At 62.8% G+C, this 19,831-nt stretch carries 16 protein-coding genes; 14 read left to right on the top strand and 2 right to left on the bottom strand.

The window, feature by feature from the left end; all coding sequences use genetic code 11:
* Positions 1–21: 21 nt before the first annotated feature.
* Positions 22–1,023, bottom strand: coding sequence for an aldolase/citrate lyase family protein (locus J8I26_RS16045; RefSeq protein WP_209608116.1), 1,002 nt, complete (start codon positions 1,021–1,023; stop codon positions 22–24).
* Between the two features lie 83 nt (positions 1,024–1,106).
* Positions 1,107–2,096, bottom strand: a complete 990-nt coding sequence (locus tag J8I26_RS16040) for a malate dehydrogenase (protein WP_209608115.1) — start codon at positions 2,094–2,096, stop codon at positions 1,107–1,109.
* A gap of 466 nt (positions 2,097–2,562) precedes the next feature.
* Here J8I26_RS16040 and J8I26_RS16035 point away from each other — a divergent pair, with 466 nt between their 5' ends.
* The 14 genes from J8I26_RS16035 (at position 2,563) to J8I26_RS15970 (ending at position 19,822) form a co-directional block, all read left to right on the top strand.
* A complete protein-coding gene (locus J8I26_RS16035) occupies positions 2,563–3,348 on the top strand; it encodes a GntR family transcriptional regulator (RefSeq protein WP_209608114.1) in 786 nt (261 codons plus the stop codon).
* Between the two features lie 153 nt (positions 3,349–3,501).
* Positions 3,502–3,912 (top strand): succinate dehydrogenase, cytochrome b556 subunit, encoded by a 411-nt coding sequence (gene sdhC, locus J8I26_RS16030; RefSeq protein ID WP_209608113.1) that lies wholly within the window; start codon positions 3,502–3,504, stop codon positions 3,910–3,912.
* 2 nt (positions 3,913–3,914) lie between these two features.
* Positions 3,915–4,280, top strand: coding sequence for a succinate dehydrogenase, hydrophobic membrane anchor protein (gene sdhD, locus J8I26_RS16025; RefSeq protein ID WP_209608112.1), 366 nt, complete (start codon positions 3,915–3,917; stop codon positions 4,278–4,280).
* A gap of 3 nt (positions 4,281–4,283) precedes the next feature.
* Positions 4,284–6,062, top strand: coding sequence for a succinate dehydrogenase flavoprotein subunit (gene sdhA / locus J8I26_RS16020; RefSeq protein ID WP_209608111.1), 1,779 nt, complete (start codon positions 4,284–4,286; stop codon positions 6,060–6,062).
* An 11-nt stretch (positions 6,063–6,073) separates the two neighbouring features.
* Positions 6,074–6,784: a succinate dehydrogenase iron-sulfur subunit gene (locus J8I26_RS16015; RefSeq protein ID WP_209608110.1), complete on the top strand. Its 711-nt coding sequence runs from the start codon at positions 6,074–6,076 to the stop codon at positions 6,782–6,784.
* Positions 6,785–6,948: 164 nt separating this feature from the next.
* A complete protein-coding gene (locus tag J8I26_RS16010; protein ID WP_209608109.1) occupies positions 6,949–7,218 on the top strand; it encodes a succinate dehydrogenase assembly factor 2 in 270 nt (89 codons plus the stop codon).
* Positions 7,219–7,368: 150 nt separating this feature from the next.
* Positions 7,369–8,670 (top strand): citrate synthase, encoded by a 1,302-nt coding sequence (gene gltA, locus J8I26_RS16005; protein WP_209608108.1) that lies wholly within the window; start codon positions 7,369–7,371, stop codon positions 8,668–8,670.
* A gap of 380 nt (positions 8,671–9,050) precedes the next feature.
* Positions 9,051–11,915, top strand: a complete 2,865-nt coding sequence (locus J8I26_RS16000) for a 2-oxoglutarate dehydrogenase E1 component (RefSeq protein ID WP_209608107.1) — start codon at positions 9,051–9,053, stop codon at positions 11,913–11,915.
* A gap of 80 nt (positions 11,916–11,995) precedes the next feature.
* The gene (odhB, locus tag J8I26_RS15995; protein ID WP_209608106.1) at positions 11,996–13,237 is read left to right on the top strand and encodes a 2-oxoglutarate dehydrogenase complex dihydrolipoyllysine-residue succinyltransferase; all 1,242 of its coding nucleotides are present in this window, start codon (positions 11,996–11,998) and stop codon (positions 13,235–13,237) included.
* Between the two features lie 214 nt (positions 13,238–13,451).
* Positions 13,452–14,879, top strand: coding sequence for a dihydrolipoyl dehydrogenase (gene lpdA / locus J8I26_RS15990; protein ID WP_209608105.1), 1,428 nt, complete (start codon positions 13,452–13,454; stop codon positions 14,877–14,879).
* Positions 14,880–15,116: 237 nt separating this feature from the next.
* Entirely contained in the window at positions 15,117–16,214 is a 1,098-nt protein-coding gene (gene zapE / locus J8I26_RS15985; protein ID WP_209608104.1) for a cell division protein ZapE, read from the top strand.
* A complete protein-coding gene (locus J8I26_RS15980; protein WP_348635326.1) occupies positions 16,211–17,125 on the top strand; it encodes a hypothetical protein in 915 nt (304 codons plus the stop codon). Before zapE ends, J8I26_RS15980 begins: the two co-directional genes overlap by 4 nt.
* Positions 17,126–17,339: 214 nt before the next feature.
* Positions 17,340–17,546, top strand: a complete 207-nt coding sequence (locus J8I26_RS15975; RefSeq protein ID WP_209608220.1) for a YdcH family protein — start codon at positions 17,340–17,342, stop codon at positions 17,544–17,546.
* Positions 17,547–17,695: 149 nt separating this feature from the next.
* A complete protein-coding gene (locus J8I26_RS15970) occupies positions 17,696–19,822 on the top strand; it encodes an ATP-dependent DNA helicase (RefSeq protein WP_209608103.1) in 2,127 nt (708 codons plus the stop codon).
* Positions 19,823–19,831 lie beyond the last annotated feature (9 nt).

Genomic DNA, 19,831 nt, shown 5'->3' with positions numbered 1-19,831 from the left:
GAACGGTGCGTGATGTGTGACTTACTGTGTATTGGTGAGGGAATCGCTGCCGGAAAACCAGTCTGCAGCTTCCCGCGGCAGTTCCACGCCGGTGGCGTGGGCGCGCTGCAGGATGCTCCAGAAGTAGCGATAGCTGGCCCGGTCGTGCAGATTCCCCTGATGCTGGATCGGACCCCATTGCACTGCCTGAGCCTTGAGCAAAATCTGTGCCGCCTGGTCGGCCTCCTCGGTGGAGGGCGACATGGCCTGCACGATCGGCCTGATCTGGTCCGGATGAATGCTCCACATCCGGGTATAGCCGAATTCCTGGGTTGCGCGGCGGGCGTCGTCGGCCACCGCGGCGGGATTTTTGATGTCGGTCGTCACATTGTGTGACGGCGTCTTGCCGTGCGCATGGCAGGCGGCGGAAATTTCCAGCTTGGCGCGGCGCACCAGCGGGTGGTCGAACTGTCCGGGGGAGCGCATCGCAGCGCTCGGGATCGCACCGTAGTGCGCGGACACGAAGTCCATGACCCCGAAAGACAGGGACTCGACCTGCGGCAGCGCCGCGATCTTCCAGACGTCGGCCAGCGCGCCGTGGGTTTCGATCAGTACGTGCAGCGGCAGCGCATGGCGCCCGGCCGCAAGGCAAACGCGGTTGATCGACTCCAGGGCGTGCAGCACGTCGTTCACGCCTTCCGGCTTGGGCAGCATGACAAAGGCCAGCTCGCGCGCAGCGCCGGAACAGATGATGGACACATCCTGCTCGAAGTGCGGGCTGCCGACGTCGTGCACGCGCGCGCCGATGCGGCGGTAGCGGTTGTCGGGGCCGGAGATGAGCGAGGCGACCAGCTGAGCGTGTTGGGCTTCGTTGCCGGCGGCGGCGCCATCCTCGCAGTCGAGGGTGATGTCAAATATCGGGCCGAGCTCCTGTTGCATGGCGATCGACTTGCGCATCAGCTTTTCGGAGCCGGCATAGTGATCGCAAACCGGGACGGAAGCCGGTTGCTGTGCACCTGGGAACAAGACCTGGGAGGGATGCATTGCTGCTGAATGAATGAGTGGTCGATTCAGTCGGAAAGTCAGAGTCGCGCGGCGACGGGTGCCCGCCGCCGCTTACCGGTCGATCAGCCGACCAGGTGCTTGACGCCTTCGCGCTCTTCCATCAGCTCTTTCAGAGTGATGTTGATGCGCTCTTGCGAGAACGCGTCGATCTCCAGACCCTGGACGATCTTGTACTCGCCGTTTTCGGTGGTCACCGGGAAGCCGAACATGGTGCCTTCGGGGATGCCGTAGGAACCGTCGGACGGGATGCCCATGGTGGTCCACTTGCCGTTGGTGCCCAGCACCCAGTCGCGCACGTGGTCGATCGCCGCGTTGGCTGCCGACGCCGCCGAGGACAGGCCGCGCGCTTCGATGATGGCTGCGCCGCGCTTGCCGACGGTGGGCAGGAACACGTTAGCGTTCCATTCCTGGTCGTTGATGGTGTCCTTGACCGAAGCGCCGTCAGCGGTGGCGAAGCGGTAGTCGGCGTACATGGTCGGCGAGTGGTTGCCCCACACGCACAGTTTCTCGATGGCGGAGACCGGCTTGCCGATCTTGGCGGCCACTTGCGACAGGGCGCGGTTGTGGTCCAGGCGCAGCATGGCGGTGAAGTTCTTGGCCGGCAGGTTCGGGGCCGACTTCATGGCGATGTAGGCGTTGGTGTTGGCCGGGTTGCCGACCACCAGCACCTTCACGTCGCGCGAAGCCACGGCGTCCAGAGCCTTGCCTTGCACAGTGAAGATCTGGGCGTTGGCTTCCAGCAGGTCCTTGCGCTCCATGCCGGGGCCGCGGGGGCGGGCGCCGACCAGCAGGGCGATGTCGGCATCCTTGAACGCGGTCATCGGATCGCTGTGGGCGGTCACGCCGGCCAGCAGCGGGAACGCGCAGTCGTCGATTTCCATGATCACGCCCTTCAGCGCCTTCTGGGCCTTCTCATCGGGGATTTCCAGCAGTTGCAGGATGACCGGTTGGTCTTTGCCCAGCAGATCGCCGTTGGCGATGCGGAACAGCAGGGAGTAACCGATTTGACCGGCGGCGCCGGTAACGGCAACGCGCTTGGGGGCTTTAGCCATGTGAATCTCCAAAAGAGGTGATGAAAAAAAGCATTCCAGACTGCATTGAAGCGCACGTTGCGGTCGTGTCGCGTGAGGCGCGGCAGGGCCGTCTGCGGTTGCTTCTTGTTTGCGCGAATGTTCGCGCGGACTTCCTCGAATTCTTGTTAGAGCGCCATGATACCGTCGAAAACGCGGTGAGTCAGTTGCTTTCGCTGAGGGCGATGCCGACGGATCAAAAACCTGTCACACTCATGTTCAGGCGACATAAAAACACGAAATCTCAACAGCCTAAATGCAATCGATTCTCGTTATCGTTGGCCGGCCGGAAGTTCGCGTCACGCCTGCCTTGCGGCTTTTCAGGTTGCTCGCGAGTGTAGGCCCGCAAAAGGCACCTGTCAATCAATATCTTATGTCTTATATAAGACATATTATTGCATAGTTTTTGCTGGACGCCGAAAGGGGTTTTGTGGTGAAATTCGGGGTTATGAGCTCGATCTTGCCCAATTCGAACAGCGTCGACGCGCAAGGCGCGGGGAGCGGTGTCGCCAGTCCGGCGCCGACCTTCAGTCCGCTGTATCAGCAGATCAAGGCGCTCATCATGCAGCGCCTTGAGGCCGGCGAGTGGAAGCCCGGTGAGCTCATTCCCAGTGAAGTCGAGCTGGGCGGCCGTTTCAAGGTCAGTCAGGGGACGGTGCGCAAAGCCATCGACGAGCTGGCGGCCGAAAACCTGGTGGTGCGCCGTCAGGGGAAGGGCACCTTTGTCGCCACCCATCACGAGACGCAGGCGCAGTTCCGCTTCCTGCGCCTGATGGCCGACGGCGACGAGCCCCAGCGTCCCGAAAACAAGATCATCGAAGTCAAGCGCGTGCGCGCTTCGGCCGAGGTTGCCCGGCAGCTGGATATGCGCTCCGGGGATTCGGTCATCTTCATTCGTCGCGTCAAATCATTCAACGGCGTTCCCATCATCCTCGAAGACATCTGGCTGCCTGGCGCCATCTTCAAGGGGCTGACAGCCGAGCGTCTGATGGAATACAGAGGGCCGCTGTATGGCCTGTTTGAGTCGGAATTCGGTACGCGCATGATTCGCGCCGAGGAGCGCATCCGTGCCGTGGGGGCGGACGTCGAGTCCGCCGGATTTCTGGGGGTGTCGCCCCAAACGCCGTTGCTCAGCGTGGAGCGCGCATCGTATACCTACGGCGACAAGCCGGTGGAAATGCGGCGCGGGCTCTACCTGACCACGAATCATCATTATCAAAGCGAGTTGAGCTGAAGCCCGGCGGGGAACGCGTCGTTTCGTCCTGAAGGGTGGGAAGGCGGTGCGTGTTCGGCGTTTTGGCTTTGCTGCGAAGCGGAATAATTGTTGATGACGATTTGTAAAATCGGCGAAAATTGCAGGATTGTTTTAATCTGAGGAGAACCTTGTATGTCTGAAGCCGCTAAACCACCACGGCCGCAATTTCGTAACATACAGCTGACCCAAATCGCCAGTTACCGTATGCCGCTGGCCGCGCTGGTGTCGATCATGCACCGCATTAGCGGTCTGTTCCTGTTGCTGATGTTGCCGTTCATTCTGTTCATGCTGGACAGCAGCCTGCTCTCCGAGGGGACTTTCGAGTACCTCAAGGGCTTCGCCTCCAACTGGTTCGTCAAGCTGGTCATCCTCGCCCTGTCCTGGGCCTATCTCCATCATTTCTGCGCCGGTATCCGCCACCTGATCATGGACCTCCATATCGGTCTGGACAAGGATAGCGCGCGCAAGTCGTCGGCCACCGTGCTCACCGTGAGCATCGTCCTGATGATCCTGGTTGCATTGAAACTGTTCGGAGCATTCTGAAAATGGCTAACAACAATATCGGATCCAAGCGCCTGGTCGTCGGCGCCCACTACGGCATGCGTGACTGGCTGGCGCAACGCGCCACCGCCGTGGTCATGGCCGCCTATACCGTCATCCTGCTGGTGTGCTTCTTCACCTCGGTCGGCTTTTCCTACCAAGGTTGGGCGGCGCTGTTCTCGCATCAATGGTTCAAGGTCGCGACGTTCGCGGTCTTCATGGCGCTGTTCTTCCATGCCTGGATCGGCGTGCGTGACGCGTTCATGGATTATGTCAAGCCGGTCGCCCTGCGTCTGGTCCTGCAAGTAGCCGCTATCCTGTGGCTGGTTGGTTGCGCCGGCTATGCCGCGCAGATTCTGTGGAGAAATTAAATCGTGGCTGCCATCAAATCCGCAATCACCACCCGTCGTTTTGACGCGGTCATCGTCGGCGCCGGCGGCTCCGGCATGCGCGCCTCGCTGCAACTGGCCGAAGCCGGCCTGAACGTCGCCGTCCTGTCCAAGGTCTTCCCGACCCGCTCGCACACCGTTGCCGCACAAGGCGGTATCGGCGCTTCGCTGGGCAACATGTCGGAAGACAACTGGTACTGGCACATGTTCGACACCGTCAAGGGTTCGGACTACCTGGGCGACCAGGACGCCATCGAGTTCATGTGCCGTGAAGCCCCGAAGGCTGTCTACGAGCTGGAACACTTCGGCATGCCGTTCGACCGCAACCCCGACGGCACCATCTATCAGCGTCCGTTTGGCGGCCACACCGCCAACCTGGGCGAGAAGCCTGTGCAGCGCGCCTGTGCCGCTGCCGACCGTACCGGTCATGCGCTGCTGCACACCCTGTACCAGCGCAACGTGCGCGCCAAGACTCACTTCTTCGTCGAATGGATGGCGCTCGACATCATCCGTAACGAAGAGGGCGATGTCCTCGGTGTGACCGCGCTGGAAATGGAAACCGGCGAAATCATGATGCTGCACGCCAAGACCACCCTGTTCGCCACCGGCGGTGCAGGTCGTATCTGGGCCGCATCGACCAACGCCTTCATCAATACCGGCGACGGCATGGGAATGGCCGCACGCGCCGGCCTGCCGCTGCAGGATATGGAGTTCTGGCAGTTCCACCCGACCGGCGTGGCCGGCGCGGGCGTGCTGATCACCGAAGGCGTGCGCGGCGAAGGCGGCATCCTGATCAACAGCAACGGCGAACGCTTCATGGAGCGCTATGCGCCGACCTTGAAGGATCTGGCGCCGCGTGACTTCGTGTCGCGTTCGATGGACCAGGAAATCAAGGAAGGCCGCGGCGTCGGCCAGCACCAGGATCACGTGCTGCTGGATCTGCGCCACATCGGCGCCGACACCATCAAGAAGCGCCTGCCGTCGATTCTGGAAATCGCCCACAAGTTCGCCAACGTTGACGCGACCAAGGAGCCGATCCCCGTCGTGCCGACCATCCACTACCAGATGGGCGGTATCCCGACCAACGTGCACGGCCAGGTCGTCGCGCCGAAGGGCGGTTCGATGAAGGAAGTGGTGCAGGGTATGTACGCCATCGGCGAATGCGCCTGCGTCTCGGTGCACGGCGCCAACCGCCTGGGCACCAACTCGCTGCTGGACCTGGTGGTGTTCGGTCGCGCCGCCGGCAACCACATCGTGGGCACCAAGCTGCAAGACCAGAGCCACCGTCCGATCCCGGCCGGCGCGCTGGACAAGTCGCTGGAGCGCATCGCCCGCCTGGAAAGCAGCACCGGTTCCGAGCGCGTGCAGGACGTGGCCAACACCATCCGTTCGACCATGCAGAAGTATTGCGGCGTGTTCCGTACCGATGCGCTGCTGCAAGAAGGTTACAAGCAGATCATGGAGCTGGACGAGCGTCGCAAGCATGTCTCGTTCAAGGACAAGTCCAAGGTGTTCAACACCGCGCGCCAGGAAGCCCTGGAGCTGGACAACCTGATCGAAACGGCCAAGGCCACCATCACGTCGGCAGCCGCCCGCAAGGAATCGCGCGGCGCCCACGCGCACAGCGACTACGAGCAGCGCGACGACGTGAACTGGCTCAAGCACACGCTGTGGTTCTCCGAGGGGAATCGTCTCGACTACAAGCCGGTCAACATGCAGCCGCTGACCGTCGAGACATTTAAACCTAAAGCACGTACTTTCTAAGAGGTCGCAACATGACTCGCACCCTGAAATTCAAAATCTACCGTTACGATCCGGACAAGGACGAGAAGCCATACATGCAGGATCTGACGGTCGAGCTCAAGCCGACCGACAAGATGCTGTTGGACGCCTTGCAGCGCATCAAGTCCGACGTCGACGACTCGCTGTCGCTGCGCCGCTCCTGCCGCGAAGGCGTGTGCGGTTCCGACGCGATGAACATCAACGGCAAGAACGGCCTGGCCTGCATCACCAACCTCAACGAGCTGACCGAACCCATCGTTCTGAAGCCGCTGCCGGGCCTGCCGGTCATTCGCGACCTGATCGTCGACATGACCAACTTCTTCAAGCAGTACGACTCGATCAAGCCTTACCTGATCAACGAGAGCATTCCGCCCGAGAAGGAGCGTCTGCAATCGCCCGAGCAGCGTGAAGAGCTGGACGGCGTGTATGAGTGCATCCTGTGCGCCTGCTGCTCGACCTCGTGCCCGTCGTTCTGGTGGAACCCGGACAAGTTCGTCGGCCCGGCCGGCCTGCTGCAAGCCTACCGCTTCATCGCCGACAGCCGCGACGAAGCCACCGGCGCGCGCCTGGACAACCTGGAAGACCCGTACCGCCTGTTCCGCTGCCGTTCGATCATGAACTGCGTCGACGTCTGCCCGAAGGGTCTGAACCCCAACGCGGCCATCGGCAAGATCAAGGAACTGATGGTTCGTCGCGCGGTATAAGCGCAAGACGGTGAGCAGGAGACACGGGCCGTCCGCCCGCAGGCTGCAATGCCTGGGCGGCCCGAGGCGGGAAGCAGGATCAAGGGGCTTCCCGCCGCCGGACCGGCAATGCCGGCCTCCGGCAATATCAAAGATTAATAAGTATGATTGAAGCGAGCGAGTTCATGACTGAACGTCACCAGGATGATCCGGCCAAGAGAGCGCGTCTGCGCTGGCGCGCACGCCGCGGGCTGCTGGAGAACGACCTGATCCTGACGCGCTATCTCGATGCCAACGAGGCCACGATGAGCGACGACGAGGTCGACGCGTTCTCGCGCTTGATGGACTTGTCCGACATCGACCTGATGGACTTGCTGCTGGCTCGCAAGGAGCCGGAAGCGGCGGTCGATCTGCCGCAGGTGCACGCGTTGCTGAAAAAGCTGCGTACAGCCTGATTTTTGCGCCTGGCCACAAGCCAGACGGATTTTGCTCGAACGCGGCCTGTTTTTTGTCATGCCACCCAGCGCATCGTTGCTCAGATGTCGCCAGGCAGTGCTGCCGCGGTTTTGATTAACGGTTTCACCATCCCAGCAAAAGGAAAAGCTATGTCCAATACCGATATCAAAGCTACCCTGTCATTCTCCGACGGGTCTCCATCCGTAGATTTTCCTGTCTACAAGGGCACCATCGGCCCTGACGTGATCGACATCCGCAAGCTGTACGTCGGCACCGGCAAATTCACCTACGACCCCGGCTTCATGTCGACCGCGTCGTGCAACTCCTCGATCACCTACATCGACGGCGACAAGGGCGAGCTGCTGTACCGCGGCTACCCGATCGAGCAGCTGGCCGTGAACTGCGACTTCCTGGAATCCTGCTACCTGCTGCTGCACGGCGAACTGCCGACCGCGGCCCAGAAGGCCGAGTTCACCGACACCGTGACCAAGCACACCATGGTGCACGAGCAGATGAACTTCTTCTTCCGTGGCTTCCGTCGCGACGCGCACCCGATGGCGGTGCTGACCGGCTCGGTGGGCGCACTGTCGGCCTTCTATCACGACTCGCTGGACATCTCCAACGCCAACCATCGCGAAGTCTCGGCCATCCGCATGATCGCCAAGCTGCCGACCCTGGTCGCCATGGCGTACAAGTACAGCATCGGCCAGCCGTTCGTGTACCCGCGTAACGACCTGTCGTACACCGCCAACTTCATGCGCATGATGTTCGCCAACCCGTGCGAAGAGTACAAGGTCAACGACGTGCTGGTGCGCGCGCTGGATCGCATCCTGATCCTGCACGCCGACCACGAGCAGAACGCATCGACCTCGACCGTGCGTCTGGCCGGCTCCTCCGGCGCCAACCCGTTCGCATGTATCGCCGCCGGCATCGCCTGCCTGTGGGGTCCTGCTCACGGCGGCGCCAACGAAGCCGCGCTGAACATGCTGGAAGAAATCGGTTCGGCCGACAAGATTCCTGAGTTCATCAAGCAAGTGAAGGACAAGAACTCCGGCGTGAAGCTGATGGGCTTCGGTCACCGCGTGTACAAGAACCACGACCCGCGCGCCAAGCTGATGCGCGAAACCTGCCACGAAGTGCTGAACGAACTGGGCCTGCACGACGATCCGCTGTTCAAGCTGGCCATGGAACTGGAAAAGGTCGCGCTGGAAGACGAATACTTCGTCAGCCGCAAGCTGTACCCGAACGTCGACTTCTACTCGGGCATCGTCCAGCGCGCGCTGGGCATCCCGACTTCGATGTTCACCTGCATCTTCGCCATGGCGCGTACCGTCGGCTGGATCGCCCAGTGGAACGAAATGATCTCTGATCCGGAGCAAAAGATCGGTCGTCCGCGCCAGCTGTTCGTCGGCTCTGCACGTCGCGACGTCGCCCCGATCGACAAGCGCTGATCGGCTCTGCCGGGCCTGCCCGCCGGTGTTTCTCGGCGGGCAACAAAGCACGTTCGTGCGCTTGTTTTTCCTGTCTTGTGAGGATTGGCGGAGCAGGGCGCAAGGCTTGTGCAAAAAGGCCTGGCAGGTGGGTGTTGGTGGTTTGAAACGCCCGCTGCAAGCGGCTGCAAATAAAAAAGCGAATCCATCAGGATTCGCTTTTTTATTGGAGAGAAGGATATATAATTCCGGAGCGCTGACTGGATGACGTACAGAATACAGAAGTTCAGGTAGACAAAGTCCTTCCCCCACAACTTGATGCAATCCGCTAACCGGTCAGGCCGTGTCGCGGAAGGTGTAGAAACCCGCTAATCTCGCGAAACGCGAAGAAAGGTGAGCAAATGACAAAGCTCTACGAGCAATACAACATCAACTCCTACCTCTTCGGTGGGAATGCTCCGTACATCGAAGAACTGTACGAAGCCTATCTGAACAATCCCGGATCCGTCCCCGACAACTGGCGCGCCTACTTTGACGCCGTCCAGCACGTTCCCGCCACCGATGGCTCGAACCGTCCCGACGTCGCCCACGCTCCCGTGGTCGCCTCCTTCGCCGAGCGCGCCAAGCAAGGCCCGATCCGCACCGTCATCGCCTCCGCCGACTCCGACATGGGCCGCAAGCGCGTCGCTGTTACCCAGCTGATCGCCGGCTACCGTGACCTCGGTTCCCGTTTCGCCAACCTGGACCCGCTGCAACGCCAGGAACGCCCCAGCATTCCCGAACTCGATCCGGCCTTCTACGGCTTCACCGATGCCGACCTGGACATCGTGTTCAACATCAACAACACTTACTTCGGCCCTGAGACCGCATCGCTGCGCGACCTGCTGCAGATGCTGCGCGACACTTACACGCGCTCCATCGGCGCCGAGTTCACCTACATCTCGGACATGGCCGAAGTGCGCTGGCTGGAAGAGCGCCTGGAGCCGACCCGCGCCGTGCCCAGCTTCTCCGCCGAGAAGAAGAAGCACATCCTGGAGCGCCTGACCGCGGCCGAAGGCCTGGAGCGCTACCTCCACACCAAGTACGTCGGCCAGAAGCGCTTCTCGCTGGAAGGCGGCGAATCCTTCATCGCCTCCCTGGATGAAACCATCCAGCGCGCCGGCGAAAACGGCGTGCAGGAAATCGTCATCGGCATGGCCCACCGCGGCCGTCTGAACGTGCTGGTCAACATCCTGGGCAAGACCCCGCAGGAACTGTTCTCCGAATTCGAAGGCCGTCACGCAGACGACCTGCCGGCCGGCGACGTGAAGTACCACCAAGGCTTCTCGTCCGACGTCTCCACCCCTGGCGGCCCGGTCCACCTGTCGCTGGCGTTCAACCCGTCGCACCTGGAAATCGTCAACCCCGTGGTTGAAGGTTCGGTCAAGGCACGTATGGATCGCCGCGGCGACAAGGACGGCTCGCAAGTGCTGCCGATCCTGGTGCACGGCGACGCCGCCTTCGCCGGCCAGGGCGTCGTGATGGAAACCCTGAACCTGGCGCAGACCCGTGGCTACGGCACCGGCGGCACGGTTCACATCGTGATCAACAACCAGATCGGCTTCACCACCTCCGACCCGCGCGACTCCCGTTCGACGCTGTACTGCTCGGACGTGGTCAAGATGATCGAAGCACCGGTGCTGCACGTCAACGGCGACGATCCGGAAGCCGTCGTGTTCGCGACCCAGATCGCTGTCGACTACCGCATGAAGTTCAAGAAGGACATCGTGGTCGACATCATCTGCTTCCGCAAGCTCGGCCACAACGAGCAGGACACCCCGGCGCTGACCCAGCCGCTGATGTACAAGAAGATCGCCCAGCACCCGGGCACCCGCAAGCTGTACGCCGACAAGCTGGCTGCGCAGAAGACCATCGCTGCCGACGGCGGCGAAGAGCTGGTCAAGGCCTTCCGCACCGCCATGGATGCCGGCAAGCACACCATCGATCCGGTGCTGACCAACTTCAAGAGCAAGTACGCCGTCGACTGGCTGCCGTTCCTGAACCGCAAGTGGACCGACGCCGCGGAAACCGCCGTGCCGCTGGCTGAACTGAAGCGCCTGGGCGCCAAGATCACCACCATCCCCGAAGGCTTCAAGGCCCACTCGCTGGTGGAGAAGGTCATCAACGACCGCGCCGCCATGGCCCGCGGTGAAATGAACCTGGACTGGGGCATGGGCGAACACCTGGCCTACGCCTCGCTGGTGTCGTCCGGCTACGCCGTGCGCCTGACCGGCCAGGACGCCGGCCGCGGCACCTTCGTGCACCGTCACGCCGTGCTGCACGACCAGAACCGCGAGCGTTGGGATGCCGGCACCTATGTGCCGCTGCAGAACGTGGCCGAGAACCAGTCCGTCTTCACCGTGATCGACTCCGTGCTGTCCGAAGAAGCAGTGCTGGGCTTTGAATACGGCTACTCGACTGCCGAGCCGAACACCCTGACCATCTGGGAAGCCCAGTTCGGCGACTTCGCCAACGGCGCCCAAGTGGTGATGGACCAGTTCATCAGCTCGGGCGAAGTGAAGTGGGGTCGCGCATCGGGCCTGGTGCAGATGCTGCCGCACGGCTACGAAGGCCAGGGTCCGGAACACTCGTCCGCGCGCCTGGAGCGTTACCTGCAGCTGTGCGCCGACAACAACATGCAAGTGGTCCAGCCGACCACCGCCGCGCAGATCTTCCACGTGCTGCGTCGCCAGATGATCCGCCTGTTCCGCAAGCCGCTGATCATCCTGACGCCGAAGTCGCTGCTGCGTAACAAGGACGCCGGTTCGCCGCTGTCCGACCTGGCCAAGGGTTCGTTCCAGACCGTGATCCCGGAAGTCGACGAAACCATCGACGCCAAGAAGGTCAAGCGCATCATCGCCTGCTCGGGCAAGGTGTACTACGACCTGGTCAACGCCCGCAAGGAACGCGGCCAGACCGACACCGCGATCATCCGCGTGGAACAGCTGTATCCGTTCCCGCACAAGACCTTCGCTGCCGCGCTGAAGCAGTTCCCGAACTTCAACGAACTGGTGTGGGCGCAGGACGAACCGCAAAACCAGGGCGCATGGCTGCAGATCCAGCACAACATCTTCGAGAACCTGTCCGAAGGTCAGAAGCTGGCGTACGCCGGTCGCCCGGCAAGCGCATCGCCGGCCGTCGGTTACTACGACAAGCACTACGCTCAGCAGAAGGCACTGATCGAAACCGCCTTCTCCAAGCTCAAGGGCTTTGTGCTGACCAAATAACAGTGTTGAGAACCGGGCGCGCAGCGAGGGCGGCGCGCCCGTGTCTGATTGAACGAATTACCCGAATTGGAGAAATATAAATGGCTCAAATCGAAGTAGTGGTCCCGCAATTGTCGGAATCCGTTGCAGAAGCAACCCTGCTGCAATGGCACAAGAAAGTCGGCGAGAAAGTTGCTCGCGACGAAAACCTGATCGACATCGAAACCGACAAGGTCGTGCTGGAACTGCCGGCGCCGGCTGAAGGCGTCATCACCCAGATCATCGCCGCCGACGGCGCCACCGTGGTCGCCGGCCAGGTCATCGCGATCCTGGATACCGACGCTTCGGCACAGGTCGAGCCGGGCGAAGTCAAGGCCGCACCGGCCCCGCAAGCAGGCAACGAGCCGACCCCGGTCGCCGCTCCGGAACTGGCCAACAAGGGCGACGTCGCCATGCCGGCCGCAGCCAAGCTGCTGGCCGACAACAACCTGTCGACCTCGCAAGTCACCGGCACCGGCAAGGATGGCCGTGTCACCAAGGGTGATGTGCTCAACGCACTGTCGGCGCCTGCCGCCGCTCCTGCTGCCGCCGCCAAGCCGGCACTGGCGCAAGTCGCCGCACCGGTCAAGGCCGGCCTGGAAAGCCGTCCGGAACAGCGCGTGCCGATGAGCCGCCTGCGCGCCCGCGTCGCCGAGCGCCTGGTGCAATCGCAGTCGACCAACGCGATTCTGTCGACCTTCAACGAAATCAACATGAAGCCGGTCATCGACCTGCGCAACAAGTACAAGGACCAGTTCGAGAAGGAACACGGCGTCAAGCTGGGCTTCATGTCCTTCTTCGTCAAGGCCGTCGTGCACGCCCTGAAGAAGTACCCGATCGTGAACGCTTCGGTGGACGGCAACGACATCGTCTACCACGGCTACTTCGACATCGGCGTGGCTGTCGGTTCGCCGCGTGGTCTGGTGGTGCCCATCCTGCGTGATGCCGACCAGATGTCCATCGCCGACATCGAGAAGAAGATCGTCGAGTTCGGCCAGAAGGCCAAGGACGGCAAGCTGTCGATCGAAGAACTGTCGGGCGGTACCTTCACCGTCTCCAATGGCGGCACCTTCGGTTCCATGTTGTCGACCCCGATCATCAACCCGCCGCAATCGGCAATCCTGGGCATCCACGCCACCAAGGAACGCGCTGTGGTGGAAAATGGTCAGGTCGTCGTGCGCCCGATCAATTACTTCGCCCTGTCCTATGACCACCGCATCATCGACGGCCGCGAAGCCGTCCTGTCGCTGGTGGCCATCAAGGAAGCGCTGGAAGATCCCGCACGCCTCCTGCTCGATTTGTAATGCGTACCGGGCAAGCTACTGCGCAGCCCGATCTCGCTGCTGTGATGCTCGCCGTACAACGGTACGGCTGCGCTTCTCGCAGCGACCTCGGACTGCTCGCTACGCTTGCCCGCCACGCCACAGAGCCGGATAGGCGCTGAACGGCTAACTTCGTTCGGCGCTTTTTTTGTATCCGCGGATAGCAACTGTCCGCGACAAAACATTAGGAAAAAACATGAGCAAGAATTTTGACGTGGTCGTCATCGGCGGCGGTCCCGGCGGTTACGTGGCTGCCATCCGCGCAGCGCAACTGGGCTTCAACGCAGCCTGCATCGACGAATGGAAGAACGAGAAGGGCGGTCCCGCTCCCGGCGGCACCTGCACCAACGTCGGTTGCATCCCGTCCAAGGCGCTGCTGCAATCGTCCGAGCACTACGAGCACGCCAGCCACGGCTTCGCCGAGCACGGCATCGAAGTCAAGGGCCTGGGCCTGAACCTGGACAAGATGCTGGGTCGCAAGAACACCGTGGTCAAGCAGAACAACGACGGCATCCTGTACCTGTTCAAGAAGAACAAGGTGACCTTCTTCCACGGCCGCGGCTCCTTCGTCAAGGGCGACGCCAACGGCTACGAGATCAAGGTGGCAGGCGCCGCTGAAGAAACCATCACCGCCAAGCACGTGATCGTGGCGACCGGCTCCAACGCCCGTGCACTGCCGGGCGCCGAGTTCGACGAAAAGCTGATCCTGTCCAACACCGGCGCGCTGGCCATCTCCGAAGTGCCGAAGAAGCTGGGCGTGATCGGCGCCGGCGTGATCGGCCTGGAAATGGGTTCGGTGTGGCGTCGCCTGGGCGCGGAAGTGACCGTGCTGGAAGCGCTGCCGACCTTCCTGGGTGCAGTTGACGAGCAGATCGCCAAGGAAGCCCAGAAGCTGCTGACCAAGCAGGGCCTGGCCGTGAACCTGGGCGTGAAGATCGGCGCCATCAAGACCGGCAAGAACAGCGTCACCGTCGAGTATACCGACGCCAAGGGCGACGCGCAGAAGGGCGAGTTCGACAAGCTGATCGTGTCGATCGGCCGTACCCCGAACACCATCGGCCTGAACGCCGAAGGCGTGGGCCTGAAGCTGGACGAGCGCGGCTTCATCGCCGTCGACGGCGACTGCAAGACCAGCCTGCCCAACGTGTGGGCTGTGGGTGACGTCGTGCGCGGCCCGATGCTGGCGCACAAGGCCGAAGAAGAAGGCGTTGCAGTGGCCGAGCGTATCGCCGGCCAGCATGGCCACGTCAACTTCAACACCATTCCCTGGGTCATCTACACCTCGCCGGAAATCGCATGGGTCGGCAAGACCGAGCAGCAACTGAAGGCCGACGGCGTGCAGTACAAGGCTGGCACCTTCCCGTTCCTGGCCAACGGCCGCGCACGTGCGCTGGGCGATACCTCGGGCATGGTCAAGTTCCTGGCCGACGCCAAGACCGACGAAATCCTGGGCGTGCACATCGTCGGCCCGATGGCTTCCGAGCTGATTTCCGAAGCCGTGGTGGCCATGGAGTTCCGTGCGTCGTCGGAAGACATCGCCCGTATCTGCCACGCTCACCCGTCGCTGTCCGAAGCAACCAAGGAAGCGGCCCTGGCGGTCGACAAGCGCGCACTGAACTTCTGATGCGCGATCAATGCGACAATACGCGTCGCCCATGGCCGCACGGCCATCCAAGCGCGCGTATTGAGCATTGAGATGCTTTACCGATGGGCGAGCCTGGCTCGCCCATTTTTGTTTTGACGATGTGCAGATGACAGATCTGCAGATTCGAGCATGCGCTCCCGTTCGCGAGGAGCGCGGGCAGCGGCCGCAAGGCGAGGGGAGAACCCGCTGTCATGAATACAAAATAAAGACCACACCATGGATGTCCGCCAATTCTACGAGCACTCGCTGGGCGAGCGCGGCTACCAATCCGACGAGGCGCAGCTGCGCGCGATCGATCGCCTGCAGCGCGCCTATGAGGAATGGGTTGCCTACAAGGCGCAGCGCGCGTCCACCTTCAAGCGCCTGATCAGCCGGCCGGCCGTGCCGCGCGGCGTCTACATGTGGGGCGGCGTGGGTCGCGGCAAGTCCTTCCTGATGGACAGCTTCTATTCCGTGGTGCCGGTGGTGCGCAAGACGCGCCTGCACTTCCATGAGTTCATGCGCGACGTGCACCGCCAGCTCGACGAGCTGAAGGGCATTTCCGATCCGCTGGACGAGGTCGCCAAGCGTATCGCCAAGAAATATCGCCTGATCTGCTTCGACGAATTCCACGTCTCCGACATCGCCGATGCGATGATCCTGTACAACCTGCTGAAGGGGTTGTTCGACAACGGCGTGTCCTTCGTCATGACCTCCAACTACGAGCCGAGCACGCTGTATCCGGACGGACTGCACCGCGACCGCATGATGCCCACCATCGCGCTGCTCAAGGAACGGCTGGACGTGATGAACATCGATGCCGGCATCGACTACCGCAAGCGCGTGCTGGAGCAGGTCAAGGTCTACCACACGCCCTTGAACGCCAAGACTGACGAAGAGCTGCGCGCCGCCTTCGCCGCCGTGGCCGAGGCCAAGGAGGAGGAGCCGCGCGTGCATATCGAGGCGCGCGAGATCCGCGCCCTGCGCCGCGCCGGCAGCGCCATCTGGTTCGATTTCGCCACGCTGTGCGGCGGTCCGCGTTCGCAGAACGACTATCTCGAACTGGCCAGCCGCTTCCAGACGGTGATCCTCTCGGGCATCCCGCGCATGTCGGCGGCCATGTCCTCGGAGGCGCGCCGTTTCACCTGGCTGATCGACGTGTTCTACGATCACAAGGTCAAGCTGATCATGTCGGCCGAGGTCGAGCCGGACGAGCTTTACACTGCGGGGACCCTGTCCAACGAGTTCCACCGCACCGTTTCACGTATCATTGAGATGCAGTCGAAGGAATACCTGGAGGCGGATCGTCGCACCGTCGCCGACCGGCTGTCATGATCAACTACCAGATGGACAAGAACTACATGCAAGGCTTTTTCGCTGATGCCAAGGGCGTTTTCCGCTTTCCTAGCGTTTCCCAACTTTCGCGCGTGCTGGGCGGCCTGCTGCTGACCGGTGCTGCGGGCTGGAGCGCAGCGCAAACGCCGGCGGCATCGGCCGCAACCAACACGGGCGGTGACGCCACCGCTACCGGGACCACGCCGGCCGCCGTACAGCCGGTGACGATGAGCCGCGAGCGCTTCGCCGAGCTGGAAGCCCGCGCGCCGCTGAACCAGCGTTATCCGGCCGGCACCATCAAGTCCGGCGACGTGGCGCAAAAGGCGCTGGACGAGGCCAAGGAAGATCGCGAGGCCGCCAATGTCCGCTACACGCTGGACCAGCGCACCTGCTACGGCAAGTTCCTGGTGAACTCCTGTCTGGAGGCGGCCAAGGAGCGCAAGCGCGTGGCCGAGAAGAACATCAAGCAGGTCGAGGTCGAGGCCAACGTCTACCAGCGCCAGGCCAATGTCGACGAGCGCGACCGCTCGCTGGCCGAGCAGCACGCCAAGGATCAGGAAGAGTCGGCGCGCCGTCTCGCCGAGCAGAAGGACAAGGAAGCCGCCTCCGCCCGCAAGGTGCAGGAGAGCAACGCCAAGAACCGCGATGTGCAGCAGCGCATCGACCAGAATAAGGATGTGCCCGCCGACTATCGCGTGCGTGAGCACGAAGCCAAGGTGCGCCAGCAGCAGGCGGAAGAGGCCGCCAAGGCGCCTGAGCGCGCGGCCAACGCCGCCGCCCGCGAGCAGCGCATCAAGGACGCCGAGGCGCATCGCCTGGACGTGGAGCGCAAGAAGGCCGAGAACGAGCGCGAGCGCGCCGAGCGCAAGCAGCGTGAGGCGCAGTCGGCCACCACGCCGGCCGCCAAGTAAGCGGGGCGATCCCGCCATCGCCCCGGCGCGCCGACTGTTGGTCGGCCGCCACCGGGGCAGCCCGGCCGCCTGCGCGAGGTTGGCGCGCCGCTGCCGGTGGATTACACTAGCGCTCATTCCCTGAGGTAAGTTGCGGCGGCAGTGCGAGCCCATGGCTTGGGGCCGAAGCCAGCACGACATCCGATACGACACCAGCCAGCAACCGCCATACACCATGACCAGCACGCATCGCGAAGACATCCAGCGCCGCATCATCGAACTCGAAGTCGAGCACCGCGACCTCGACAGCGTGATCGACATGCTTACCCGCGATTCCCGCTCGGAAGATCTGCAGCTGCGTCGCCTGAAGAAACGCAAGCTCCAGCTGAAGGACCACATCTCGCTGCTGAAGATGCAGCTGGTGCCCGACATCCCCGCCTGATCCGCCGTCGGCAGCGTTTGGGCCCGGCTGTCTCGTCTCCGCTAAAATAGCGTCCTGTCACGCATTTCCCGATGTGATTTCGCTTCGCCCGGAACCGGCTTGATGCCGGCGTTCCGCCATTCAGTTTTTCTTGCCACAGGTTTGCCGCAGTGAGTGCCCCAGACGATATCGCCGTACCGGAAACACCGGGTATCCACGATGCCGAGATCGACGCGCTATTTGGCGCCGGCGGGCCGCTGGGCGGCGCCGTGGGCAGCTTCAAGCCGCGTCATTCGCAGACCGCAATGGCCAAGGCGATCGCGTCGGCCATCGCCGGCCAGGGCACCCTGATCGCCGAGGCCGGCACCGGCACCGGCAAGACCTTCGCCTATCTGGTGCCGGCCTTGCTGTGGGGCGGCAAGGTGATCGTCTCCACCGGCACCAAGACGCTGCAAGACCAGCTCTACAATCGCGACATCCCGACCGTGCGTCGCGCCCTGCAGGCGCCGGTGTCGGTGGCGCTGCTGAAGGGCCGCAGCAACTACGTCTGCCATTTCCATCTCGAGCGCACGCTGCAAAACGGGCGCCTCACTGCGCGTGAGGACGTGGGTTACCTGCGCGACATCTCGCGCTTCGTGAAGACCACTTCGTCAGGCGACAAGGCCGAGCTGACCCAGGTGCCGGAGACCGCCTCGGTCTGGAACCTGGTGACTTCTACCCGCGATACCTGTTTCGGCGCCGAATGCCAGTACTACCAGGATTGCTTCGTCATGAAGGCGCGCAAGGAAGCGCAGCAGGCCGACGTGGTGGTGGTGAACCATCACCTGTTCTTCGCCGACGTCGCCTTGAAGGACACCGGCATTGCCGAGCTGCTGCCGTCAGCCAATACCGTGATCTTCGATGAGGCGCACCAGTTGCCGGAAACCGCCACGCTGTTCTTCGGCGAGACGGTCTCCACCTCGCAGGTGCTGGAGTTGTGCCGCGACGTGCTGGCCGAGGGGCTGTCGCATGCCCGCGACGGCGCCGACTGGCCGCGCGTGGTGGCGCCGGTGGAGCGCGCCGCGCGCGATCTCCGGCTGGCCTTCCCGGAAGATTCAGTGCGGCTGGCGCTGAACCAGATCGCACCGTCGGCCGCTTTCTTCCCCGCGCTTGACACCCTGAAGGACTGCATGGATGACATGATCACCGTGCTGGAAAAACAGGCCGAGCGCGCCGAGAGCATCCAGCAATGTCGTGATCGCGCCAACGAAATCCTGCGTCAGCTGGAGACCTGGAACGCGCCCGAGGAGTTGGCATCGGCCAAGCCTGCCAAGCCGAGCAAACCGGCTGCAGCAAAGAAGGAGGGCGAGGAAGAGGAACCAGCGCCGGAAGAAAAACCGTTCTATGTGCTGTGGGTCGAGGCCTTCTCGTCCTCGCTGCAGCTGCACCGCACGCCGCTGTCGATCGCGCCCATCTTCAACCGGCAGCGCGAAGGCACGCCGCGCTCGTGGATCTTCACCTCGGCCACGTTGGCGGTGAAGCGCGACTTCAATCACTATGCCGCGCAGATGGGCTTGTGGAATGCGCCGGCGCAGTCCTGGCCCAGCCCGTTCAACTACGGCGAGCAGGGCATCCTGTATGTGCCGCAGAACCTGCCGCAGCCGAACTCCTTCGAGTACACCGATGCCGTCATCGATGCTGCGCTGCCGACCATCGAGGCCGCCGGTGGCCGCTGCTTTTTCCTGTGCACCACGCTGCGTGCGGTGAACCGCGCGGCCGAACGCCTGCGCGTCGAGTTCGAGGAACGCGGCCTGAATTTCCCGCTCTTCGTGCAGGGCGAGGCCGGGCGCACCGAGCTGCTGGACCGCTTCCGCGCCGCCGGCAACGGCGTTCTGATCGGCAGCCAGAGTTTCTGGGAAGGCGTGGACGTGCGCGGCGATGCGCTGTCGTTGGTGATCATCGACAAGCTGCCGTTCTCGCCGCCGGACGACCCAGTGCTGGCCGCGCGCATTTCCGAGATGGAAAAGCAGGGCCTGAACGGCTTCGTGCATCACCAACTGCCGTCGGCCATCATCAACCTCAAGCAGGGCGCCGGCCGCCTGATTCGCGACGAGGGCGACCGCGGCGTGCTGATGATCTGCGACCCGCGCATCATCACCAAGAACTACGGACGCCGCATCTGGCAGAGCCTGCCGCCGTTCAAGCGCACGCGCGAACTGGCGATGGTGCAGGAATTTTTCCGCGAACAGGATGCGCGCCGTGCCGCCGCTGCCTCCGGCGCCATGCCGGCGACCCAGGCCGAGCCCGACCTGGCGTGATCCGGTGCT

Source organism: Herbaspirillum sp. LeCh32-8, from assembly GCF_017814915.1.
Taxonomy (GTDB): Bacteria; Pseudomonadota; Gammaproteobacteria; order Burkholderiales; family Burkholderiaceae_D; genus Herbaspirillum.
Note: the sequence above shows the minus strand (reverse complement) of the source record. Positions and strands in the feature narration are given on the sequence as shown.